This is a genomic window from Nocardia sp. NPDC006982, from assembly GCF_042869435.1.
Classification (GTDB): Bacteria; Actinomycetota; Actinomycetes; order Mycobacteriales; family Mycobacteriaceae; genus Nocardia.
Genome location: NZ_JBIAFV010000001.1, coordinates 1,449,262 through 1,472,177 on the forward strand (window position 1 = coordinate 1,449,262; position 22,916 = coordinate 1,472,177).

The 22,916-nt window shown below is 64.6% G+C and carries 17 protein-coding genes and 1 pseudogene; 9 read left to right on the forward strand and 9 right to left on the reverse strand.

What is annotated here, in order from left to right; all coding sequences use genetic code 11:
• Nucleotides 1-86 precede the first annotated feature (86 nt).
• Nucleotides 87-1,172, forward strand: a complete 1,086-nt coding sequence (locus ACFYOW_RS06545) for an aldo/keto reductase (RefSeq protein WP_387285095.1) — start codon at nucleotides 87-89, stop codon at nucleotides 1,170-1,172.
• Between the two features lie 66 nt (nucleotides 1,173-1,238).
• Here ACFYOW_RS06545 and ACFYOW_RS06550 read toward each other — a convergent pair whose 3' ends face one another.
• The 3 genes from ACFYOW_RS06550 to ACFYOW_RS06560 form a co-directional block, all read right to left on the reverse strand.
• Nucleotides 1,239-1,898 carry a winged helix-turn-helix transcriptional regulator gene (locus ACFYOW_RS06550; protein ID WP_387285097.1) on the reverse strand — a complete coding sequence of 220 codons (660 nt, stop codon included), beginning with the start codon at nucleotides 1,896-1,898 and terminating at the stop codon, nucleotides 1,239-1,241.
• A gap of 42 nt (nucleotides 1,899-1,940) precedes the next feature.
• Nucleotides 1,941-2,888 carry an alpha/beta fold hydrolase gene (locus tag ACFYOW_RS06555; protein ID WP_387285099.1) on the reverse strand — a complete coding sequence of 316 codons (948 nt, stop codon included), beginning with the start codon at nucleotides 2,886-2,888 and terminating at the stop codon, nucleotides 1,941-1,943.
• A gap of 67 nt (nucleotides 2,889-2,955) precedes the next feature.
• Nucleotides 2,956-4,047 (reverse strand): alkene reductase, encoded by a 1,092-nt coding sequence (locus ACFYOW_RS06560; protein ID WP_387285101.1) that lies wholly within the window; start codon nucleotides 4,045-4,047, stop codon nucleotides 2,956-2,958.
• 182 nt (nucleotides 4,048-4,229) lie between these two features.
• Here ACFYOW_RS06560 and ACFYOW_RS06565 point away from each other — a divergent pair, with 182 nt between their 5' ends.
• On the forward strand, nucleotides 4,230-4,937 hold the full coding sequence (locus ACFYOW_RS06565) for an SDR family oxidoreductase (protein WP_387285103.1): 708 nt from the start codon (nucleotides 4,230-4,232) through the stop codon (nucleotides 4,935-4,937).
• A 281-nt stretch (nucleotides 4,938-5,218) separates the two neighbouring features.
• Here the strand turns inward: ACFYOW_RS06565 and ACFYOW_RS06570 are convergent, their stop codons facing one another.
• On the reverse strand, nucleotides 5,219-6,400 hold the full coding sequence (locus ACFYOW_RS06570) for a PucR family transcriptional regulator (RefSeq protein WP_387285105.1): 1,182 nt from the start codon (nucleotides 6,398-6,400) through the stop codon (nucleotides 5,219-5,221).
• A gap of 110 nt (nucleotides 6,401-6,510) precedes the next feature.
• On the opposite strand from ACFYOW_RS06570, the gene ACFYOW_RS06575 reads away from it, so the two are divergent.
• Nucleotides 6,511-8,238, forward strand: a complete 1,728-nt coding sequence (locus ACFYOW_RS06575; RefSeq protein WP_387285107.1) for an aldehyde dehydrogenase family protein — start codon at nucleotides 6,511-6,513, stop codon at nucleotides 8,236-8,238.
• Between the two features lie 16 nt (nucleotides 8,239-8,254).
• Complete coding sequence (locus ACFYOW_RS06580) at nucleotides 8,255-9,829, forward strand: GMC family oxidoreductase (RefSeq protein ID WP_387285109.1); 1,575 nt, start codon at nucleotides 8,255-8,257, stop codon at nucleotides 9,827-9,829.
• Nucleotides 9,830-9,925: 96 nt separating this feature from the next.
• Here the strand turns inward: ACFYOW_RS06580 and ACFYOW_RS06585 are convergent, their stop codons facing one another.
• Entirely contained in the window at nucleotides 9,926-11,173 is a 1,248-nt protein-coding gene (locus ACFYOW_RS06585; protein WP_387285111.1) for a PucR family transcriptional regulator, read from the reverse strand.
• A 140-nt stretch (nucleotides 11,174-11,313) separates the two neighbouring features.
• Between ACFYOW_RS06585 and ACFYOW_RS06590 the strand changes: the two genes are divergently transcribed.
• The 5 genes and pseudogenes from ACFYOW_RS06590 (at nucleotide 11,314) to ACFYOW_RS06610 (ending at nucleotide 16,593) form a co-directional block, all read left to right on the forward strand.
• Nucleotides 11,314-12,843: a flavin-containing monooxygenase gene (locus ACFYOW_RS06590; protein ID WP_387285113.1), complete on the forward strand. Its 1,530-nt coding sequence runs from the start codon at nucleotides 11,314-11,316 to the stop codon at nucleotides 12,841-12,843.
• 2 nt (nucleotides 12,844-12,845) lie between these two features.
• The gene (locus ACFYOW_RS06595; RefSeq protein WP_387285115.1) at nucleotides 12,846-13,787 is read left to right on the forward strand and encodes an alpha/beta hydrolase; all 942 of its coding nucleotides are present in this window, start codon (nucleotides 12,846-12,848) and stop codon (nucleotides 13,785-13,787) included.
• A gap of 291 nt (nucleotides 13,788-14,078) precedes the next feature.
• Nucleotides 14,079-14,915, forward strand: coding sequence for an SDR family NAD(P)-dependent oxidoreductase (locus ACFYOW_RS06600; RefSeq protein ID WP_387285116.1), 837 nt, complete (start codon nucleotides 14,079-14,081; stop codon nucleotides 14,913-14,915).
• 80 nt (nucleotides 14,916-14,995) lie between these two features.
• Nucleotides 14,996-15,645, forward strand: a pseudogene (locus ACFYOW_RS06605) (wax ester/triacylglycerol synthase domain-containing protein); the annotation flags it as partial.
• 135 nt (nucleotides 15,646-15,780) lie between these two features.
• Entirely contained in the window at nucleotides 15,781-16,593 is an 813-nt protein-coding gene (locus tag ACFYOW_RS06610; protein WP_387286048.1) for a WS/DGAT domain-containing protein, read from the forward strand.
• On the opposite strand, the gene ACFYOW_RS06615 is transcribed toward ACFYOW_RS06610, so the two are convergent.
• The 4 genes from ACFYOW_RS06615 to ACFYOW_RS06630 all read right to left on the reverse strand — a co-directional run bounded on the left by ACFYOW_RS06615 (nucleotide 16,525) and on the right by ACFYOW_RS06630 (nucleotide 22,831).
• Nucleotides 16,525-16,980: a winged helix-turn-helix transcriptional regulator gene (locus ACFYOW_RS06615; RefSeq protein WP_387285118.1), complete on the reverse strand. Its 456-nt coding sequence runs from the start codon at nucleotides 16,978-16,980 to the stop codon at nucleotides 16,525-16,527. The genes ACFYOW_RS06610 and ACFYOW_RS06615 overlap by 69 nt on opposite strands.
• Nucleotides 16,981-16,997: 17 nt before the next feature.
• Nucleotides 16,998-18,044, reverse strand: coding sequence for an adenylate/guanylate cyclase domain-containing protein (locus tag ACFYOW_RS06620; protein WP_387285120.1), 1,047 nt, complete (start codon nucleotides 18,042-18,044; stop codon nucleotides 16,998-17,000).
• Between the two features lie 122 nt (nucleotides 18,045-18,166).
• The gene (locus ACFYOW_RS06625) at nucleotides 18,167-21,619 is read right to left on the reverse strand and encodes a protein kinase (RefSeq protein WP_387285122.1); all 3,453 of its coding nucleotides are present in this window, start codon (nucleotides 21,617-21,619) and stop codon (nucleotides 18,167-18,169) included.
• Between the two features lie 210 nt (nucleotides 21,620-21,829).
• On the reverse strand, nucleotides 21,830-22,831 hold the full coding sequence (locus tag ACFYOW_RS06630) for an NADP-dependent oxidoreductase (RefSeq protein WP_387285124.1): 1,002 nt from the start codon (nucleotides 22,829-22,831) through the stop codon (nucleotides 21,830-21,832).
• Between the last annotated feature and the right edge of the window lie 85 nt (nucleotides 22,832-22,916).

Consider the following 22,916-nt stretch of genomic DNA (forward strand, 5'->3'; position numbering starts at 1 on the left):
TGCCGGCCGCCATCAATAGTATTATGATCATAATTTAGCGACGGCGGGCCGTACCGACGACAGCCGAGCCGGTTACAGATTCGTCCGTGCAGCAGGCCAGAGAGGTCATCCAGAGCATGCGCTACACCACTTTCGGTCGGCGGACCGGTTTGCGAGTCTCCGAATTCGCCTTGGGTACAGCGAATTTCGGCACCAACTGGGGTGCCGGTGCCGAGTTCGAAGATTCCAGGGCGATGTTCGATACATTCGCAGAAGCCGGGGGAACGTTCATCGACACCGCTGACATCTATCAGTTCGGGCAGTCGGAAACCTACCTAGCCGATCTGATATCCACTGATCGCGAGCACTTCGTGCTGGCGAGCAAGTTCACCCAGGGCGACACGGCGCAACCACACGTATCGAAGACCGGCAACAGCCGGAAGGTGATGGTGCAAGCACTCGAAAAATCGCTACGCCGCCTCGGCACGGATTACCTGGATCTCTACTGGGTGCACTGGCCGGACTTCGTGACACCCATCGAGGAAATCGTCGAAACGGTCGACGACCTGGTACGAGCGGGAAAAATTCTGCACGCGGGCTTCTCCAACTTCCCGGCATGGCGCACCGCTCATGCCGCGACACTGGCAGACGAGCGCGGAATCGGCGCACGGATCGTGGGAGTACAAACCGAGTACAGCCTGGTCGAGCGGACCGCCGACCGCGAGATCATGCCGATGGCAGAGGCATTCGGACTCGGTGTCGCACTCTACTCACCGCTCGGTGGCGGTCTACTCACCGGAAAATATCGGACCAGCGACGAGGGGCGGCTGACGACGCTGGGTGCGGTTATCCAGCGGGAGGACACAACTCGGAAATCCGCCGTCGTCGATGCCGTTCTCGCCGTAGCCGGTGAGATCGGCGTGAGCCCGGCCCAGGTGGCAATGTCATGGCAGCGAGAACACGCCCGACGCCGCGCGACCGCGGTGGTGCCGATCATCGGGCCGCGCACGAGTGCGCAGCTCGACGACTACCTGGCTTCACTCGATGTGACCCTCGAGGATGAGCAGTACACAAGGTTGACCACGGCGAGTGACCCTTCCCTGGGCGCGCCGCACGATGGCGCCGCTCGCTCGGCCGACGCGGTCCGCGGCCGTGTGGGAGGCGACTTTATTGTGAATACTCCAGTGGCATAACCGAACTCGGGCGCGCGTCGCTCGTTGTGGGTGCGGGAGGAGTCCCGCACCCACACGAGTGACGAACTAACCGGTGCTCGTCAGGCCGAAGGCGCGGAGGAAGGACTGCAATTCGCCGTCGTCGCCCTCCACCGTGAGCGCGCCGGATTCGACGGCGTCGGCTACATCGAGCTCATTGGTCACCAGAGCGGCGAGCGTCGAGATGTCGCTATTCAGTGAGATTTTGGGCAATGTCGGGGCCGGGCCCGGCCGCAAACGGACTCCGTCCGCCGACGGGCCGATCCATGCGGACTCGTCGCCGATGTTGATCTGCACGACTCCCCCGAACCGATCGACGGCATCGGGTTCGGCACGGGCCACCAGTCCCTGTACCAACCATTCCGCACGCGTCGTATCCGCGGCGTCGAATGGTGCACCATGTCTGAATCCCCAGACCGCGAGTTGCCCGAGCGCCGGGCGCAACTCTTCGCCGATGCCGGTGAGGGCGTATGCCGCGACCGGAGCCGGTGGTGGAAGTACCGTGCGCTCGATCAAGCCTGCTTCTTCGAGACCCTTGAGACGACTGGCGAGCAGATTGGTGCCGATGCCCGGGAGCCCCTCGGCCAGGTCTTTGTATCTCCGCGGACCCATACCGAGGTCGCGCAGGATGAGAAGAGTCCATCGGTCGCCGAGGATGTCGAGCGCACGGGCGAGACCGCAGTTCTGGCCGTACGTTCGAGAATTCATAAGTATATTATAGTAGATACTTCACTTTTATATTGTCTTCGGTCACGTGACATTCCGCGCACCAATCAATCCCGGGCGAAGCCGCCTGTCGATCCCGACTGACTGGCGGGAGCGACAGGCATACGCGAGAACAAAGCTCAGTCGGCGAGGAAGGACTTCACCTCGGCCGTGAATTCCGCGAGATGCTGGAACAGGAACGCGTGGCCGGCGTCGCTGTACAGCACCAACTTGGCCGACGGGAGGTGCTCCACAGCGGAGTACGACGCGAAGGCGTGAATCATGACGTCGTGCGAACCGTTGGCATAGAGCACAGGCTGCCGAATCGTTTCGAGCCCCGCGACAACCTGCTCCCACGGCGTCGCCAGCGCCGCGGTGACTGCCTGGAGCTGCCCCCATAGCGGCGGCTTCGCTGACCACCGGAGCGTCCGTCGGCATCGCGGCCGAGACCTTGTCGAAGTGTTCGAGCCCCAGCTTTCGAGCCTCTTCGGTTTCGGGATAGAACAGATACAGCATGTCCTCGAGATCGGCGTCCGGCTTGGCCATGATTCCCAGGACCCGTTCGGTGATGGTCGGCATATTCGGGGCGAGGCCCGATCCGCTGCCCGCGACGATCAACTTGCGAACGAGATCGGGCCGCATGAGCGTGACCGCCTGCGCGACGACACCACCGAAGGACCAGCCGAGCAGGTCGACCTCGGTCAACCCCAGCGCTTCGATGAAGTCGATCGCGCCCGCGGCGAACCCCTCGACGGAGGTGAGGGCTTCGCCGCCGGTGTATCCGATACCGATGTTGTCGAACAGGATGACGTCCCGCTCGGCGGCGAGGAGGTCGAGGAACTCCGGATCCCACCAGTCGACGGTGGCACGGAAGCGGTGCAACAGCACCAGCGGAACTCCGCCGCGCGGGCCGATCCGGCGGTAGGTGAAACGCGCCGACGCTCCATCGACATGCAGATCCTCGGCGGCATTGACAGGTGTATAGGTACTCATATCGTTCTCCTCAGGTGGTGCGGATTAATCGATTGCCCACTAGCTATGCGATGAAAATCCTTGTGGCTCAGGCAATCTCAGCGAGAGCGGGATAGTCGGTGTACCCGCGCGGCCCGCCACCGTACAGCGTGGTGAAGTCCACCTCGTTCAGCTCCGCGCCGGTGCGCCAGCGCTCTACGAGATCGGGATTGGCGAGGAAGGCACGCCCGACGACGACGGCGTCGGCCAGGTCCTTGTCCAGCAGGTCCTCGACTGTTTCGAGCGACGTTGGTACCGGTGTAGCACCGAGGTTCAAGAGCACCGAACCGCCGAACCGAGCGCGGAGGTCACCGACGAGCGGTTCGAGGGACTCGAACGGGCTGGCCAGAATGCTGAGATACGCCAGACCCAATGGCGCGATCGCATCCACGACCGCCCGATACGTCTCGTCGAGGTCGGCACCGGGCACCTCGCCGATGCCGTTCAACTGATGACCGGGCGAGAGCCGCAGGCCGACCCGATCCGCACCGATCGCCTCGGCGACCGCCGTGACCACGTCGATGACGAACCGAGCCCGATTCTCCGGCGTGCCGCCGAATTCGTCGTCGCGGAGGTTGACCGTCGGATCGAGGAACTGGTGCAGCAGATAGCCGTTCGCACCGTGGATCTCGACCCCGTCGAGACCGGCGCGGATCGCGTTGCGGGCAGCCTCGACGAATTCGGAGATGATACTGGGGATTTCACCAGCCGCGATGGCTCGAGGCACATCGTGATCGACCATGCCGGTCAGCGTGAACATCTGACCGGGGGCCTGGACGGCGCTCGGCGCGATCGTATCCACACCACCCTTGTTGCTGGCATGGGCGACCCGCCCGACGTGCATCAACTGAGCCACGATCGTGCCACCGGCGCCGTGCACACCCTCGGCGACGAGTCGCCACCCGGCAACTTGTTCGTCGGTGTAGAGCCCGGGCACAGTCGGGTAGCCCTGGCCGACCGCACTGGGCGCAGTCCCCTCCGTGACGATCAGCCCCGCCCCGGCGCGCTGGGTGTAGTACTCGGCATTCATCGCCGTGGGCACGTTGCCTTCTCCCGCGCGGCTACGAGTCAGCGGCGCCATGACGAAAGACTGCGGTAGATCCCAAGGTCCGATTCGTACCGGCTTGAAAGCAACAGACATGCGTGATCCTCCTGGTGGGGATAGGTATCGAAAGGTGGATGGGGCGGAGCCAATCGGCGTCACTTTAAAAAAAGATAGTATTTACTACTCGATTCTGCAACCAAGCCTGTAGTGAAGCTCCCGCCGGCCCGTGTAGCCTCATCTATGTATACCGATCGGTTTACATTCTCTAGGAGGACGTCATGACTTCACTCGTCGATCAGACGGTGCTCGTCACCGGAGCCAATCGCGGCATGGGCCGCGAATACGTCGAGCAACTACTCGGCCGCGGGGTGAAGAAGATCTATGCCGCCGCCCGCGACCCACAGCAGATCCACGCAACAGACGCGCGCATCGTTCCGCTGCACCTCGATGTCACCAGCGCCGTCTCGGTCGCCGAAGCGGCCGAGACCGCAACCGATGTCAGCGTTCTGATCAACAATGCGGGCATCGCCCGCGGAGCCTCGGTACTCGGCCGATCCACGGACGGGCTTCGCGCGGAGCTGGAGACGAACCTGTTCGGCCCGCTCGCACTGGCTTCCGCATTCGCCGACCGGATCGTTGAGCGCTCCGGCGCCATCGTCAACGTCTCGTCGGTTCTCGCATGGCTTCCCATAGGCGGGAGCTATGGCGTATCGAAGGCGGCGATGTGGAGCGCGACGGACTCCATGCGCACCGAACTCGCCCCACGCGGCGTCCAGGTGGTGGGCGTCTACATGGGCCTCGTCGACACCGATATGGGGAAGAACTCGGATTCGCCGAAGTCCGATCCCGCGGATGTGGTTCGACAGGTGCTCGACGGCATCGAGTCCGGCGCCGCAGAAGTACTCGCGGACGAGCTCAGTCGACAGGCGCGCGCATGGCTGAGCGAGCCCGTGCAGAAACGCCTCGCACGACTGATGAGCAGCTGAGGAATGCCGACATGACGTTTACCATCCTTGGTATACCGGTGGGTCGCGCTGTATCGCCGCGGACCGCGCCTGATCGGAGCCCTCACACTGAACCGACCGAGATCATGAAATACCGCGGGCTCATCCTGAAACAGTCGAGCTGGGATGACGCTCTCGCGTTCGCCACCGCTCGTCGGAACACCGCGCGCCGAAGACCCTTCACCGACTCGCAGCGATAACCGCTGCTCACCCCTACCGCGACCGGCTTGCGAATACGTTGCCTTACAACGCTGTTGAGCAAACTACAGCGGGCGCAGCAGTCGGGTCGCCTGCAGCGCGATGTAGAGCTCGGCCGCCTGGGCCGGGTGATCGCAGTCGCGGCCGGTGAGGTCGCGAATCTTGCGCAGCCGGTAGAGCACGGTGTTGCGGTGATAGTGCATCTGCTGCGCGGCGGCCACAGTCGAGCCCTTGCACTCGAACCACACTTCGAGGGTGTGCAGCAAGGCCGTTCGCTCCGCCTCGGGCAGTTGCATGAGCGGGCCGAGGATTTGTGCGGCGGCACTGCGCGCCGCATCGGGTAGCCGCACCACCAGTAGTGCGACCGGCTCCGATTCGTAGCGGGTCACCGCAACCGCGCCGCGCGGTGTGCACTTGAGTGCCAGCCGGGCTTCGTCGCGCGCGGCGGCAATGCCTTGCGGACCGCTGAAGATTCGACTGACGCCCGCACGAGCTTCGACCGCCGCACCGAGTAAGTCGATGGCACTGTCGATTTCGGCGGGCGTGGGTGCGCAGATCAGACCGGTCCGGGTATCGGCGTAGAAATCCCAGATCGAAACGATGCCACGGTCCTTCAGCTTGGCGATCGCGGCTGCCATCGTGTTCTGATCCGAATCGGCCTCGGCGGCAAGCACTACGAACACCCCGGTCTCGGGTAGGCCAAGAGTACGCGCCGCGTCCAGAACCACAGCGGGATTCTCCGCGTGGTCGTCGAACAACGTCCGGATCACCCGGGCCCGCGACTCGATATCGGCCAAGGCAACCAGAGTTTCGGTCTCGCGGTATGCCTCGGCCGCGGCATCGGAGTACCGGTCGACGATGGCCCACAATTCGCCAGGAATCTTCAGCAGCTCGCCGTGGGCGACACCACCGGCACGGACCATCAACTCTTCCCAGATCAACCGACCACCGAGCCGGTACGCGTGCAGCATCGCCGCTATCGGCAAACCCTGTTCGGCCTTCAATCTGCCCGCCGCACGCGCGGATTCCAGCCGGACCGGATCGCGGCCCGCAAGGTAGCCGAGCATTGCGCTCAAGTTGTCCAGGCAGGCTCCGCGCAATTGCTCACGGGTCAGCAGTTGGGAGTCCAGGTATGCACGCTCGGATGCGACGATCCGGTCGGCGAGTTCGTCGGCCATCGAGTCCACCGAGTCCAGCAATTGCCTCGCGAGTTCGGTGGCCGCGAGCGAGTGCAACGGTCTGGCCACCACGGCAGCGTACCACCAGCGGTGTGGGCCACACCACACCGTGATTGTGCCGTCGCACAAAGTCGATCACCTACTCCCGCGACCGCCGCCCATGGCGTGCGACGACACTGATGCGGACAATTCCGACTATGACCATCAACGACTCGCCGACCGACCTGCAGGGCGCCGTCGACGCCGCACTGTCCGATCTTGCCGAGGGCGAAAAGGCCTGGGCCGCAATCTCCTTGGCCACGCGAGCCGAGCTGCTCGGGCGCGTCCGTGAGCGCACCGCGCAATATGCCCGAGAGTGGGTCGATGCGGCGGTCAGCTATAAGCGGCTGGATCCAGACACGGCGCTGGTCGGCGAGGAATGGATATCCGGCCCCTATGCGATGGCAGCCGGAGCTGGAGCACTAGAGCAGAGCCTGCGCGCACTCGCCGCCGGGCGCAGCCCACTCGAGAAGGCGCATTTCGGCACCGCCGGTGGACGCACCACGGTCCGCGTGCTGCCCACGTCGGTCTTCGACACTTTGCTGCTGAGCGGATTCAGCGCCGAGGTGTGGCTGCAGCCGGGAATCGGCCGGGCCGAAGCCATCCGAGCCGCGGGGCTGGCACAGCTCGACCCGATTCACACCAACGGCATCGGCGTGGTGCTCGGCGCGGGCAACATCACCTCGATCGCCCCGTTGGACGTGCTGTACGAGCTGTTCGCGCACAACCGCGTCGTCGCTTTGAAGCTGAATCCGATCACGGACCCGATGCTGGAGCCGCTGACCGATGTGCTGGAGCCGTTCATTGCGATCGGGGCCGTCCGGATCCTCACCGGCGCAGCCGATGTCGGCGAATATCTGGTGCAGCATCCAGACGTCGCACACGTACATATGACCGGCAGCGCCGCGACCCACGACGCGATCGTCTGGGGACACGGCGAGGACGCCGCGACACGCAAGGCCGCCGGTCGGCCTCGACTCGACAAGCCGATCACCAGCGAACTCGGCGGTGTCTCCCCGACCATCGTGCTGCCGGGCCGGTGGAGCAAGGCCGATCTGCGGTTCCAGGCCGACCACATTGTCACCCAGCGCCTGCACAACGGCGGATACAACTGTGTCGCGGCACAGGCCGTCGTGATTTCCGCCGACTGGGATCAGAAGGACGACTTCCTTCGCGAGCTGCGCGCGGCCTACGACGCCGCACCGAGTCGGGCCGCGTACTACCCGGGCAGCGACGATCGGGTCGCGGCAGCCGCATCGGCCTATCCGAGCGCCGAGCACTTCGGTGGCCGAGTCCTGATGCCGGGCCTGCGCGGCGACCGAAGCGAGACACTGCTGCAGACCGAATACTTCGCGCCGGTTCTCGGAGTTGTCGAATTGTCCGGCCTCGGACCCGATTTCGCGCGTGCGGCGGCGGCAGTGGCGAACGACGAGTTCGTCGGCACGCTCGGGGTGAATGTCATCGCGCACCCGGCGACCATCCGCGCGATGGGCGCGACATTCGACGACCTGATCGAGCAGCTGCACTACGGCACGATCGCGATCAATGCGTGGACCGGCGCCGGGTTCCTCACCGCCGCGGCCACCTGGGGTGCATATCCGGGCCACACGATCGACGACGTGCAGAGCGGAATCGGTGTGGTGCACAACGCATTCCTGATCGACCGGCCCGAACGCACGGTCGTGCGCGGACCGTTCCGCCCAGCGCCACGCTCGGTGCTGCATGGGGAATGGTCGCTCACCCCGAAGCCGCCGTGGTTTGTCAACAATACGACCGCGGCGACGACCGGACGGCGACTCGCCGCCTTCGCCGGAGCACCCGGATGGGGAAAACTGCCCGCAATCTTCGCATCCGCGTTGCGCGGCTGACCGAGCAGGAGCACACGTGGATACCCACGCCGATTACGTCGTCATCGGTACCGGATCGGCGGGCGCGGTCGTCGCCAACCGACTCAGTGCCGACCCCGCGACCAGCGTCATCGTGCTGGAGGCCGGGCCGCAGGACAAAGACAAATTCATCCATATCCCCGCCGCATTCTCGAAGCTGTTCCGCAGCGCCGTGGATTGGGATTACCGCACCGAACCGCAGCCCAATCTGGGCGGACGTGAAATCTATTGGCCCAGAGGCAAAACGCTGGGCGGCTCCTCGTCGCTCAACGCGATGATGTGGGTGCGCGGATTCGCCGCGGACTACGACGATTGGGCCGAGCGAGCTGGAAGCGACTGGTCCTTCGCTGAGGTCGTGCGGTACTTCCGCAAGATCGAAGCACTCGAGGGGGCACGCGAACCCGACGAGGGTGTCGACGGCCCGCTGCATGTGTCGCGGCAGCGCAGCCCGCGCGCGTTCACTGCGGCCTGGCTGGCGGCCGCGGCGGAGTCCGGGCACACCGTGGAGCGCCCGAATCTGCCCGAGCCGAAGGGTTTCTCCGAGACCGTCGTGACGCAGAAGGGCGGCGCACGCTGGAGCACGGCCGACGCCTACCTTCGGCCCGCGCTCGGCAGGAAGAACCTGACGTTGCGTACCGAGGCGGTCGCGACACGCATCATCTTCGATGGAACTCGCGCTGTGGCAGTCGAATTCGAGTCCAGCGGCAAGCGCGAGGTCGTGTATGCCCGCCGGGAAGTGGTGCTGTGCGGCGGCGCGATCAACAGTCCACAACTACTGATGCTCTCCGGTATCGGCGATCGCGAACATCTCGCCGAGCACGGCATCGCCACCGTGTACCACGCACCGGAGGTCGGGCAGAACCTGATGGACCATCTGGTCGCGATGCTCGGCTTCGACGTCGACAACGACAGCTTGTTCGCCGCGGAAAAGCCGCTGGAGCTCATCAATTACCTTGCCAGACACCGCGGGATGCTGACCTCCAATGTGGGTGAGGCCTACGGATTCGTGCGTAGCCGTCCGGATCTGGATCTGCCCGACCTCGAGCTGATCTTCGGACCCGCACCGTTCTTCGACGAGGGCATCGGAGAACCGTACGGCCACGCGGTGGTAATGGGATCGATCCTGCTCAAACCGCAGAGCAGAGGCCGCATCTCGTTGCGCTCGGCCGACCCACTGGCGAAGCCGGTCATCGATCCCCGCTACCTGTCCGACAGCGGCGGCGTCGATCGCGCGGCCATCCTGGCAGGCCTTCGCATGTGCGCGGAGATCGCCGAAGCACCCGCGTTGAAAAAACTGCTCGGCAAGGTCGCTCGTCCCGTGGGCGCACCGGATACCGGTGCTGACACGCTCGAAAAGGCGCTCACCTCCTGTTCACACACCCTGTATCACCCGGTGGGCACCTGCCGGATGGGCAGCGACGAAACCAGCGTCGTGACACCGGCTTTGCTGGTTCGAGGTGTCGAAGGGCTGCGGATCGCGGACGCATCGGTGATGCCCAGCATCATTCGCGGACACACTCACGCCCCGAGCGTGCTGATCGGTGAGAAGGCAGCCGACCTGATCCGCGGCTGAAAGGAGGGCCCCTGGGCGGCCTCGTGACGGGCGTCGGTTGTCAGCCGACGCCCTTCGAGTGCGGGCACGTTGCCGCCGGGGCCCATCCCCGCGACCTCACGTCCGAGAATCGTCGGCGTTGGTCGGCTGATGACCGAGCCAATGTGCGATCTCCAGGGCTACCCCGATCTCGAGACCGTTGCTGTCGAGGGAGACCGGCAGGATCTCCTGCGCACGTTGAATGCGGTTGAGAACGGTATTGCGATGCGCAAAGAGTGTTCGTGCGGCCCGCGACGCGCTGAATTGCTCACGGATGTAGATCCGCAATGTCTCCCGGAGTTCGGCATCCGCTGTCGTCACCTTCCCCAACGTCCGGGCGACGAACTCGTTGGCCCGCTGCTCGTTGTAGGTTGCGAGCGTCACGAGTTGGACGTCGGCGAAGCTGGCGAAACGCAAGTCCGGCAATCGTTGCATCAGTCGTTGCGTCTCGACCGCATCCAGGTGGCTGCGTCGAAAACCCTCCACCCCGGTGTCGGCCGGTCCCATGGCGATGCGCACGCCCTCGATATGCGACGTCGCCGCCGCGAGGGTTTGTGCATCGACGGCCGTCGCATTGGCCAACCAGGTCCACATCGAGGTGGAGCTGGCGATGACATCCAACGTCTGCTGTGCCTGGGTGGCCGCCCCCAGCGCCTCCGCCGCGCGCTGCAAGCCGCGCCGATCAGGCGCCCCGGGGTCCGTCCACAACACAGCCGCGGTGTGGCGGCGGTCGAATCGGTAGCCGAGGCGGTCGCTGGCGCGATCGTTGGCCATCGGAGCCCCTTCGAGAACGAGGCTCACCAATTCGAAACGCTGCGCGTGACTGTCCCGGGTGAGTTCGGCGCGTTCGGATTCGAGTTGAGCGGCCAGCGCGGCGAGCGTGACATCGACGAAGTCGGCCAGCGAACGGGCGGCCACGTCGAGAGCTTCCTGAAGTACGACGGGATCGGATGAGACGGCGAATGCCAGCCGCATCCAATGCCTCCAGAGCGCATTGTGTCCCGCGTGATATGCCGTGACCAGAATCTGTTCGACCCCTCGACGGAATGTGTCGCGGGCTATGCCGACCACTTCCGCACTCAGGTTTGCCGTGACCGGTTCCCTCGGAGCACTGCGCACGGAGGCGGCCCAGTGCAGCAGGTTGGCGCGGGAACTGGCCGTGACCTCGGCAACCAGCGACGGTTCGGTGCGAAAGGGTTCGATCGCCGCCGCGAAGACGGCATCGTGCACGTCGGTCATGACATCGGCGGGTTCAGCGAGCAGCATTCCGCAGACGTTTTGGACAACGCCGTCAGCACCCGGCAACGGGGTTGCAACTCGATTCACCGGTCGAATGTAACCCCGACACGATAGGCAGAACGCCCATTTGGCCGTCACTTCTTGGGCAAATCACTCTTGAGAGGTAGGTCACTCCATCCCGACACTTGTAACGCACGACACAGCGACAACGGCGAGAGGACCAGGCCATGGCGACGAAACGCAAGGTCGACCACAAAGCTCGGGATGAGATGTTCGGGTACGTCGACGTCCTGATCGTGGGTGCGGGGATCTCGGGAATCGGCGCGGGCAGCCATCTGAAGAGCAAGCTGCCGGACAAGACGTTCCTTATCGTGGATGCCCGCGAGAACATCGGCGGCACCTGGGACCTGTTCCGCTACCCCGGGATTCGCGCCGACACGGACGCGCAGACATTTTCCTACGAGTTCAAGCCGTGGAAGCTCGACAACGCGATCGCTGACGGCGCGGAGATCCTGAGCTACCTCCATGAGACGGTCGACGACTACAACTTGTCGTCCCATCTGCGACTCGGCTGGAAAGTCGCCTCGGCCAACTGGTCCTCCCAGCGGGGACTGTGGGCAGTCCAGCTGTCCAACGTCGGCACCGGCCACAGCGCGACCGTGGAATGCCGGTGGCTGTTCGGGGCCACCGGATACTACGACTACGACCAGGGATACCGGCCGCACTTCGATGACGAAGAGCGCTTCACCGGCGAGATCGTCCATCCCCAACATTGGCCGCAGGATCTGGACTACCGCGGTCGAAAGGTGGTGGTCATCGGCAGCGGCGCCACCGCGATCACGCTGGTCCCGGCGATGGCGGAGACCGCCGCGCACGTCACGCTGTTGCAGCGATCACCCACCTACATCCTCCCGATCCCGAGCCGTGACCCGGTCACCGACGGACTGCGCAGGCTCCTGCCCGAGCGCACGGCATACCGGATGAGCAGGACCATCAACAGAACTCGGCTCGCTGTCATCTATGCAGTGAGCCGTCGCTATCCGCGCTTTACCCGTCGACTCGTCCGCTGGGTCAACAAAAACGCGTTGCCGAAGGGCTATCCGGTCGATCAGCACTTCAAGCCCAGCTACGACCCGTGGCACGAGCGCATGTGCTTCGCCCGCGACGGCGACTTGTTCACCGCGATCAGCACCGGCAAGGCTTCCGTGGTCACCGACCGGATCGCCCGGTTCACCGAGCGCGGAATCGAACTCGCCACCGGGAACAGCCTCGACGCTGACATCGTCGTGACCGCGACCGGCCTACGGATGATGCCGCTGCGGGCGATGACTTTCAGCCTCGACGGCGTGCCGATCGACGTCGCCGACACGGTGGTCTACAAGGGCATGATGCTCTCGGGAGTACCGAACTTCGCCTTCGCCTTCGGTTACACCAATGCGGCGTGGACCTTGAAAGTCGACCTCGTCTGCGAGCATCTGTGCCGTCTCATCGCGCACCTGGACAGCACCGGCGAGCACATCGCGGTGCCGGTCGCCAACGACCCCACCCTTCAACTCACCCCGATGGTGGACTTCCACGCCGGTTATGTCCAACGAGCGGCTGAATCTCTTCCCCGGCAAGGTTCGCACGGCCCTTGGTCGATGGAGATGAGCTACGGAGCGGACCGAGACCGGCTCGTCCGGGGACCCGTGGCGGATCCCGCGTTGCGGTTCTCCCGCGTCGCTGCCGAATCCGATATCGCGTTGCGGGTCGGCTGAGGATGAGAAGGCAAGAGATCACCTTCCCCAGCGCTGGAACGACCTGTGCCGCATGGCATCTGCGGGCAGCTGACGACACCTTGCACGGCAAGAACGGACGGCCGTGCGTCGTGATGGCGCACGGCTTCAGCGGCACCCGCGACACCGGTTTGCTCGGATTCGCGGAGGGCTTCGCCGCCGCTGGCCTCGATGTGGTGCTCTTCGACTATCGCGGCTTCGGTGCCTCGGCTGGAAATCCGCGCCAGCTCGTGTCCTATCGCCGCCAACGCGCCGACTACCGTGCAGCGGTCCGCGCCGCGCGCAGTATCGAGGGTGTGGATCCCGGTCGGATCATCCTGTGGGGAACGTCGTACTCGGGTGGACATGTCTTGAAGATCGCCGCCGACGACCCTGACGTCGCAGCGATCGTGGCGATGACACCAGCTGTCGACGGTCCTGCCACAGTGGCGCACCTCGCCCGAAACGGAGGGCTGGCACCGATATTTCGGCTCGCCGCCGCGGGAGTTCGCGATGGGTTGGCCGCCGCCACCCGACGGCCGCCCTGGCTGTTGCCTGCCATCGGTCCATCTGGCTCGGGTGCGGTGTTGGCCAAAGACGGCGCACAAGAGGCGATGGCCGGTGTTGCCGGGCCGGGTTGGCGCAACGAGGTCTGTGCGCGGGTGGCACTCGAGCTCGCACTGAATCGGCCAGGCGGGTCCGCGCGTCGACTCCAGGCCCCGCTGCTCGTACAGGTGGGCGATGCGGACACGGTGGTCCCGGTCCGGGCGGCGCTGAAGGTAGCGGCCCGCGCAGGCGGCGGCGCCGAGGTTCGCCGCTACCCGGTGGACCACTTCGACGTGTACGACGGGCCCTGGCAGGTGCGCTTACTCGCCGATCAGGTCGCCTTCCTCACGCGCGAGCTGCGGCGCTTTCACGATCCGGTGATGGCCGTCGATCCTTCCTGACCACGTCGCCGATCCCCGCCACCTGCGCTGCGGGCGATCGACTGTGTGGGTGGATGCCGACACCACATTTCGTGCTGTCGGCACGAATACGGCTGAATTCTTCGGGCGGTCGAGACGTTTACCGTCCGGCACCCGAGCCCTAGAGTTGCGGTCCGCACAGGTGGGGTCTTGTCCGATGAGGGACTGAATCACAACGCGCGGCAACGCTGTTCTGTCGCGTCCCGCCTGTGGTCGGTTTCCCCGCCGGCTTCGACGATGAAGTCGTCACCAGTCGATGACAGGAATAGCCCTATGCTCCTGAACAGAACCCGTGACCTCACAGATCAGGTGGTCGTCATTACCGGCTCGACGGGAGGCTTCGGAACCGCCCTCGCGCACGAATTGGTCACTCGCGGAGCAAGAATCGCACTCATCGCGCGCCGACCAGAAGCGGCGCAGGCTCAGGCCGCTGGTCTTTCCGGCCTGGATTCGGCGCGCGGCTGGTGCGCCGATGTCACTGATCTCGGTCGGCTCGACGACGTAATGGGCGGCATCGCAGATCATTTCGGCCGCATCGATGTCGTCGTCGCCAATGCCGGGCTCGATCTGGCCGGTTCGGTGGCATCGCAGAGCGAAGCGGATTTCGCACACATCATCGATGTAAACCTGGTCGGGACGTGGCGCACGTTCAAAGCCGCGCTCCCCTATCTGAACGCCGACAGCTACCTGCTGGCCGTCGCGTCTATGGCGGCCTTCGTCCACTTCCCACTGCAGGCCGCCTACTGCGCCAGCAAGGCCGGGCTGCTCGCGATGGTCAACAGCCTGCGGCTCGAAGTCCGCCATGAGGGCGTCAAAGTCGGCTCCATCCACCCGACCTTCTTCGACACCCCACTGATGGACAAGATGCTCGCCGACCCGGTCGGGCAGGCGATCTGGGGCGGCAATGGCCCGGGCATGTGGCAGTTCGTTCCCATCGAGCGAGTGGTGGCCGACACCATCGCGGGTATCGAAAGACGTGCCGAACTGGTGGCCTCCCCCGGTCGGATGCACGCCGTTGCACTGACATCGGCGCTGTGGCGCAAACCGATCGAATGGATCGGCTTCCGCGAACGGGAGATCGCCCGGGCCGTACAGCTGGCGGCGAAATGAGCAACCCCAACCGGAAGCAGCCCCGGTTCCTGCCCTTGGCGGACGCGTTCTGGCTGTGGATCGAATCACCGGAAACGGCAATGCAAGTCGCCGCGCTATCCATCTTTCACACCGAAGAGGAAGCCGACAAATTCGTCCGACGGATCGTCGACGATTTCCGCAGCAAGCCCGCGACGGCCAGCCCCTTCAACGCCGTGATCCGCTCCGGACCGCTGCGACTGCTCAAGCGCCGTGAAATCGTCGATGATGTCGATATCGACTACCACTTCCGGCATTCCGCGCTCCCGGCGCCGGGCGGGCGGCGCGAACTCGCGATTCTCATCTCACGGCTGCACACCATCCCACTGGACCGCCGACGCCCGATGTGGGAGGCACATGTCATCGAAGGACTGGAGGGCAACCGCATCGCGGTGCACTTCAAGACCCACCACTCGCTGATGGACGGTGTCGCCGGGGTGGGCCTGATGGCCGCCACCTATTCACCCGATAAGGATGCGCCGTTGGCGCCGCCGGTATGGGCCAACACACCCCCGAATGGGTGCCGCAAACGCCGATACTGCACAACGACGGCGGTTTGGTCCGGCGCTTCTGGCGTTCCCGCAAGGCGGCGCGGAAGTTCTTCCGGGCGGGCCTATCCCCTGACAATCCGCTGGTCGGCCCGTTCCAGGCACCACGCAGCCCGCTCAATGTACGGACCAGCCCGCAGCGCCGCCTCCTCACCGCGACCGTCGCCCTCGACCGGGTCAAGGCGCTCGCCGCCGCGACCGAGACGAGCGTCAACGACATCGTCCTCGAAATGTGCGCCTCGGCGCTGCGGCGCTACCTGATCGATATCGGTGGACTTCCCGACCAACCGCTCATTGCCATGGTGCCGGTCAATGTCCGACAGACCGGCACCGACGGCAAAGCCGTCAGCGTCATCCTCGCCAACCTTGCAACGCACCAGGCGAGTCCGCGTGCCCGGCTCGCCACCATCGCGGCCTCCACCCGCGCGGGCAAGGAACACATCAAGTCGGTACCGCAGGAAGCGATGTCTGCCTACTCGACCTTGGCGATGACCACACACGTCGCCAAACAGCTCGTTCCCGGTGCGGCCTCGGCGCTGCGGCCGATGTTCAATCTCGTGATATCGAACGTCCCGGGACCCAAACAACCCATGTACGCCGGCGGAGCACGCGTGGAGAACTTCTTCCCGATGTCTTTGCTGTTCAAAAACGAGGCGCTCAACATCACTCCCATGCCGAGCAACTCGACTTCGGGTTCACCGCCTGCCGCAACGCGTTACCGCACATCCAGGATGTCGCCCACTACACGGTGGAGGCATTGGAAGAACTGGAATCGGCTGTCGACGGCAGGTAGAACAGTGCGTGCCCGCCGCTTCGGTCAGCGGGCACGCACTGGATCCGCGTGCGCCACGCGACGCCTGTCGACATGGTCGCGGATTCTCCCGACTACCTCCACCGCGGTCGGCACGAGGATCGGAAACAAGATGAAAAGAAACAATGGCAGCATTATCTGCAAAAATTCGAGCATAGCTGTCATAGAATGTGCGCGCAATATGAAATTCGAACAGCACATGACAAGTGGATCGGCCACCGGCCGTTACGCATCAGCCTTCGCGACAAGCGGGCTCGACGTGGAATTCGATATCGTCGAGCGTGATGTCTGCACCACATGATCCGCAAATAGTGCGCGCGATCAGCTCGTGCCGACACGACGAATGATGTAGCGTCACCGAATCAGCGCTGCCCTCGTCCAGCCAGCGGGCTTCCCACTCACGCATCGCTATGAGAACCGAGAAGAAGTCGCGTCCTTTATCGGTGAGGATGTACTCTCTGCGCGGTGGGTGTTCCTGGTATAGCTGTTTGGTCATCACGCCCCGCTCCACCAGTCGGGTAAGTCGATTCGACAGTACGTTTCGTGCGATGCCGAGAGATTTCTGGAATTCGTCGAAGCGACGGGTGCCCATGATCGCGTCGCGCATGATCAACGGTGTCCATGAATCACCGAACAGCTCCACTGTGCGAGCAACCGAGCACGCCGGGTCCGAGAATGTCGACTTCATGAATACAAAATATCCGCTCAGTCTCGCGATGGCTCCGCGATGAGATACTGATCATTCCGGAAGTTCGTCCGGTGCAATCGCCAGGAATCCAAACGGTCGTACCCACGCACGGTGACCGGAGGTCGTTGTTCGAGTCGGTAGCCATCGTGCTCGCGCAGTGCCTGTGCCATGTTCTCGTCGACCAGGGCCTCGCCAGGCGTGCCGACCGAGGTCAGCCTGCTCGCGATGTTCACCGTTGCCCCGAAAATATCACCGAGTCGATCCACGACCGGCCCCGAGGCGACCCCGATGCGCAGTGGCGGCTCGGAATCCGGCCATGCCGCAAGCAGATCGAGTGCGATATCTGCGGCGCCAGTCGGTCGGTCGGCCGTGAACAGCGCCGCATCACCGATCATTTTCACGATACGACCGCTATTCTCGCCGACGGCATTCGTGGTCGCGGACTCGAACGCATCGAGCAATCGCCGTATCTCGTATTCGCCCGCGCCGCGAGTCAGGGCCGTGTACCCCGAAATATCCGCGAATCCGACCGCCGTGCCGATCGGACGCGAGCTGTCCTCCTGCGCGACCGCGATCCGTCGAGCGATGTACGCGGCGACCTGCCTGCGCCACATGTAGGCGTGGGTTTGTTCGAGCAAAGGCAATATCTGCTCGGAGAATGTCAGCAACGCTGAAGCCGAGGTGGATGTTGTCACCTCGTCGAGGAAGTTGTCGACGGCCAACTGAGCCTCCCAGGTGGCCAACGGGGAGACCGACTGCGTAATCGCGCGAGTGATCGCGACGATCGCCGCATCGTCGACACCGGCGATATCACGCCATTTCCCGGCCCGACGCAACGCCTCGACGTCATCGTCGGTGAATGCCCGTTCCTCGTCCGGCGGCGTCGCGAATCCCATTGCTCGCCATATACGCTCGGCACGTTCACGGTCGATACCGGAAAGGCTCAGCACCTCGTCGGCGGTGTACTTGCGCGGACCGCCCAGGATCATCGCATCGACCGTATCGCCGATCTTCTGCAAATTGTCGCGGATGTCTCCGGGCAACGGCGGCCTATTGGTGGTCATCGGTTTCGCAACTTCCAATGGTGGGCTCTCCAGTGTGACTCATGGGCGACACCATTATGTTCCGGTAGCCGAACAATGATCACTATCGTCGAACCATCCTCCGACGCCGAGAACCAGCAGTGCTAGTCGTCGGATCGACGGCTGCGGTTGGGTAGCGCCGGTTCGAACTGGGCCAGCACCTGCAGCAGGAACGAGCGCGGTAGCCCAGCCGCTGACGGTGCTTCGGCGAGTGTTTCCAGGACCGGTTGCAGTTGGCGGCCGCTGTCGGCGACGAGCCGTGCCAGTCCCAGGCCCGCGCAATGCGACAGTGCCGGAGCCAGTAGTTCGGCCGCCCGCACTTTTTGCCCGGTTGCCGACAGGCAGCATCCGCGCAGCAGTTCAGCCAGGAGCAGTGCCCTCGGTCGTGTTTGGCGACTGATCTCGCGCACGAGGTGTTCGGCCCGGTCGAGGGCCTGCTGGGCAGCCGCCGGTGACGGTTCAGCGAGAAGCAGCCGGATCGCGGAATCGTGTTCGAGCTCGGATGCGATAGCCAGGGTCGCGGTGGGTTGCGCGGTATAGGGCGCGAGATTGTCGAGGGCCTGCCGTTCGCTAACGGTGATGGGCAGACCGAGGCGGACACGCTCGTTCACGATTCGTGCCGCCAGTCGTGGCAGTGACAGATCCGCGGCGATCTTCGCGCCCGCCGCCAGACGTTGCTGGGCGCGGTCGAGATCGCCGCGCACGGCCGCCAGGCGCGCACCGGTCCCGTACGTGGCCATCAAGAACTCCACGGCACCGCCCTCGGGACCGAGACCGATCTCGAGGAGTTCCTCCGCCTCGATGAATTGCCCTTTCTCATACAACAATTCGCCGAGCAAGGCACTCGCCAGCCGGGTGGCGTGCGACTGCTTACCGGTCCGCAACGCTAGGCGCAGAGCCATCCGATAACAAGACTCCGCAGCGGCGATATCGAGTTGTTCGGCGGCGGCCATACCGGCGATGCAATCGCAGTACATCACCCCGAAAGGACCCGAAGCGCGGTCTCTATACGGCTCCATCCACCGATGCCAGTGCTGGACCTGTTCGAAATCGAACCGATAGAGCGCGGACGCGGCCGCGGAGGCCGCCGCCGTGATGGAAAGGAAAGGCCGAGCCGAAGTCTGCACACGCGCCAACACCGGCGCTGGAACCTCGGCGGACCGATCTGCCACCAGATCATTGCAGACCCTGGCCAGAGACGCCTCGAGCCGGATCTCACCGGCCTGTTCATCATCGACCGTGCCCGCAGCCAGCGCGGTGTCGGCTCGATCGAGTGCGACGATGGCGGCCGAGCGTCGCTGCAGGGCGACATTCGCCCAGCCTATCTGTACCTGCAGAACCGGATTCAGCGCTGTCAGTGAACCGGGCAGCTTCGCGACCAAGCCGAGGAAGGTCGCCATCCGCGAACCCTCGAGCAGTTTCTCGCCGCGCTCTTGCACCAGCCGCATGGCCAGGTCCGAGGCGTCGGCGGCGAGGGCATGGTCGACCGCCTCGTTCGGCATATCGTGGTCGGCGAACCACGACGAGGCTCTCAGGTGCAATTGCTCGAGCAGGCCGGGGTGTTGTTGGACGAGTCGACGACGCAGGAAGTCGGCGAACAGTCCGTGATAGCGGAACCACTCCAGATCGTCATCGATATTGCGCAGGAACAAATCACGCTGGCGAACGTCCTCGAGCAATTCCTGGCCGGGTTTGCGGTCGGTCAGCGCTTCGGCGAGCTCACCGCAGATGCGTTCGGTGACCGCTGTGCGCATCAGGAACTCGAGTATGTCCGGTTCTAGCGAGCCGACGACATTTTCCAGCAGATACTCGCCGATCGCGTAGTGGCGTCCGGATATCTGGCTGATGTAGGTGCCCGGGTCTGCCTTACCGCGCAGCGATAACGACGCCAGTTGCAGCGCCGCGACCCAGCCTTCGGTCGAGCGGCGCAAGTTCTCCATATCGGTGGCCGCCAGCGACAATCCGTTCATCCCGCTGAGGAACGCCGTCGTCTCGGCGCCGTCGAATCGCAGTGCGGCCTCGTCGATTTCGAGAAGTTCATCGCTGACGCGCAGCCGACTCAGTGGCAACCCCTTGCGGGTGCGACTGGTTACGATCAGCCGCAGATGATGACAGCCGCGGTCGAGCAGGAATTCGATGGCCGCGATCGAGGATCGGCTGGTCACGCGATGCCAGTCATCGATCACCAACGCGACCGTTTCACCGCTGTCGTGGATCTGATCGATCAGAGTCGTCATCACATGGCGTCCGGCATCGGTGGAACGCTGCTCGAGCAGCTCCGTCAGTCCCGTCGCCAGCTCGGGACGAGTGCCCCGGATCGCGTGCACGATGTGCGCCAGCAACCACACCACATTGTTGTCGTCGGGATCCACGCTCAACCAGGCGACGGGGACACCTTCGGCCTCGAGCACGTCACCCCACTGCGCGGCCAGGGTGCTCTTCCCGAAACCTGCCGGACCGTGGATCAAGACCAGCCGTCGTGCCCGCGCCTCGCGCAAGACAGCCAGCAACCGCGGCCGCTCGACCGGCCGACGCAGCGTGCTCGGCGGCCGATACCGGGTCGCCGGAGTAGGCAATGGAACGTCGGGCACCGACGTTTCGGCCACCGGTACCGACCGAACCGCCGCGGATCGCTCGATCCCGCTCTCTGTCCCGGTGCCGGGCGGCAGCGCCATCGTGTCGACGTGGACACCGCTGGAGAACTGCACGTTCCGCAACAACTCGCCGAATTCGCGTGCGCCGCCAGGCCGCTCGGCCGGATCGGCGTCCAGTGCCGACTCGATCGCCGTGCACAGCATCGCGGGCACGCCGGCTCCGCGCAGATCCGGAATGGGCTCCGAGCTTATTCGCAGAAACTGGGTGACCAGCGATTCACCGGTCCGGCGTTCGAACGCCGCGTGGCCGGTCAGCAGGCAGAACAGGCTGGCGCCGAGACCGTACACATCCGAGGCCGCCGACGGATCCTCACCTTTGAGGATCTCGGGTGCGGTGAACGCGGGTGTCCCTGCCACCACACCAGCCGATGTCTCGAAGCCGCCACCGATCCGGGCGATACCGAAATCCGCGAGCTGAGGCTCACCGTAATCGCTGAGCAGGACATTGGCGGGGTTCACATCACGGTGCAGGACCCCGAACGCATGGGCCGCGGCCAGTGCACCGGCCAGTTTCACCCCGATCGACAGCACTTCCTGCCACGGCACCGGTCCTTGCTCGCGGACCCGACTCATCAGCGATCCCTGCGCATGCAGTGGCATCACTATGAAGGGCTGCCCGGTTGGGGTGACATCTGCTCGCAGTACCTGCACGATGTGCGGGTGTCCGGAAAACCGGCCTAGCGCCTGCTGCTCGCGCAGGAAGCGGGCACGCTCGTCGCCGGAAACCTCCGACGTCAACACCTTCACCGCTACCTGACGGTCGAGCGAACCCTCGACGCATCGGTACACGACACCGAAACCGCCCCGACCGATCTCCTGCGCATCGTCGAACCCGGCCGCAGCCAATTCCGCCGCGATACCGAACTGCAGGTCGCGTTGCGTCCCCTCCGGGTCCTGCGACACCGGCCGCTCATCCACACCAACGGACGTGCGAAACCCCCACCGCGGCACACCACTGTGCAGCCGGCCCGCCCCACAAGACCCCGCCGCAGCCACTCATTCGCGCCACCTCTCGACCTGCGAAAGTGCCCCGACAATTCGAGGATAGTCTTCCGACGAGCGAGAACCGGCGATTCCGAACAGGCGACGGAGCGGGGCCCTATTCGTGCGGACTCAGATCGCGAGGACGAGTTTTCCGGTGTTCGCACCCACGAACAGCATGTTCAGTGTTTCACCGAACCGGGCGACTCCACCCTCGACAACGTGCTCTCGCGCCTTGATCTTGCCGTCGGCCAACCACTGCGAGATCTTCGCGACGGCCTCGCCGTAGCGGTCGCGGTAGTCGAACACTACGAATCCGGTCATCGAGGCCCGGAAGATCAGCAGAGACATATAGCGCGAGGGGCCGGGAGCCGGTTTGTCGTCGTTGTACGACGAAATCGCCCCGCAGATGACCACCCTCGCACCCCGCGCCAGATTCGCCAGCGCAGCATCGAGGATGTCGCCACCGACATTGTCGAAGAACACGTCGATTCCCTCCGGCGCCAGCTCCCGCAGTCGGTGCAGCACATCCTCGCCGCGATAATCGATCGCTGCGTCGAAGCCGAGTTCCTCGATCAGCACGCGGCACTTCTGCGCACCGCCCGCAATCCCGATGACCCGCGCTCCGAAAGCTTTCGCGATCTGACCGGCGACCCCACCCACGGCTCCGGCCGCGGCCGAGATCACGACGGTCTCACCGGCCCGCAGTTTGCCGACCTCGAGCAGACCGAAATAGGCAGTCATACCGGGCATTCCGAGAGCGCCGAGCCAGGTCGCCGCTGGTGCGATGCCGAGATCGATCCGCTGTACGCCGTTGCCGTCGCTGATCGCGTATTCGGTCACGCCGAAGGTGCCGCTGACGGTGTCACCGACCGCGAAGTCGGGATGCGCCGACTCGACGACGGTGGCGATATCCAGCGAGCGCATGACCTCATCGATGCCGACCGGCGGTAGGTACGACCGGACATCGTTCAGCCACCCGCGCATGGCCGGGTCGATAGATATCAGATCGACCTTCACCAGGATCTGCCCGGCGGCGATGGCGGGAAGTTCCTCGGTCGTGACACGCCAGGTGTCCGCATCGGGCAACCCGGATGGCCGCTTCGCGAGTAGTACCTGCTGGGTCTTCGTCATTGATTCTCCTTACGCGGTGCTGTAGCCAGCGGTCCCGTTCTTCTTCGTAGGCCTCGAGTACCTGTTCGGTGACGTGGTCGATGTA

Coding starts and splice junctions, on each gene's coding strand:
- ACFYOW_RS06610 (WP_387286048.1), top strand. CDS start 15,781: ATGGTGCCGGTCAATGTCCGACAGACCGGCACCGACGGCAAAGCCGTC.
- ACFYOW_RS06615 (WP_387285118.1), bottom strand. CDS start 16,980: ATGAAGTCGACATTCTCGGACCCGGCGTGCTCGGTTGCTCGCACAGTG.
- ACFYOW_RS06560 (WP_387285101.1), bottom strand. CDS start 4,047: ATGTCTGTTGCTTTCAAGCCGGTACGAATCGGACCTTGGGATCTACCG.
- ACFYOW_RS06620 (WP_387285120.1), bottom strand. CDS start 18,044: ATGACCACCAATAGGCCGCCGTTGCCCGGAGACATCCGCGACAATTTG.
- ACFYOW_RS06590 (WP_387285113.1), top strand. CDS start 11,314: ATGGCGACGAAACGCAAGGTCGACCACAAAGCTCGGGATGAGATGTTC.
- ACFYOW_RS06555 (WP_387285099.1), bottom strand. CDS start 2,888: ATGAGTACCTATACACCTGTCAATGCCGCCGAGGATCTGCATGTCGAT.
- ACFYOW_RS06575 (WP_387285107.1), top strand. CDS start 6,511: ATGCGGACAATTCCGACTATGACCATCAACGACTCGCCGACCGACCTG.
- ACFYOW_RS06595 (WP_387285115.1), top strand. CDS start 12,846: ATGAGAAGGCAAGAGATCACCTTCCCCAGCGCTGGAACGACCTGTGCC.
- ACFYOW_RS06630 (WP_387285124.1), bottom strand. CDS start 22,831: ATGACGAAGACCCAGCAGGTACTACTCGCGAAGCGGCCATCCGGGTTG.
- ACFYOW_RS06600 (WP_387285116.1), top strand. CDS start 14,079: ATGCTCCTGAACAGAACCCGTGACCTCACAGATCAGGTGGTCGTCATT.
- ACFYOW_RS06565 (WP_387285103.1), top strand. CDS start 4,230: ATGACTTCACTCGTCGATCAGACGGTGCTCGTCACCGGAGCCAATCGC.
- ACFYOW_RS06550 (WP_387285097.1), bottom strand. CDS start 1,898: ATGAATTCTCGAACGTACGGCCAGAACTGCGGTCTCGCCCGTGCGCTC.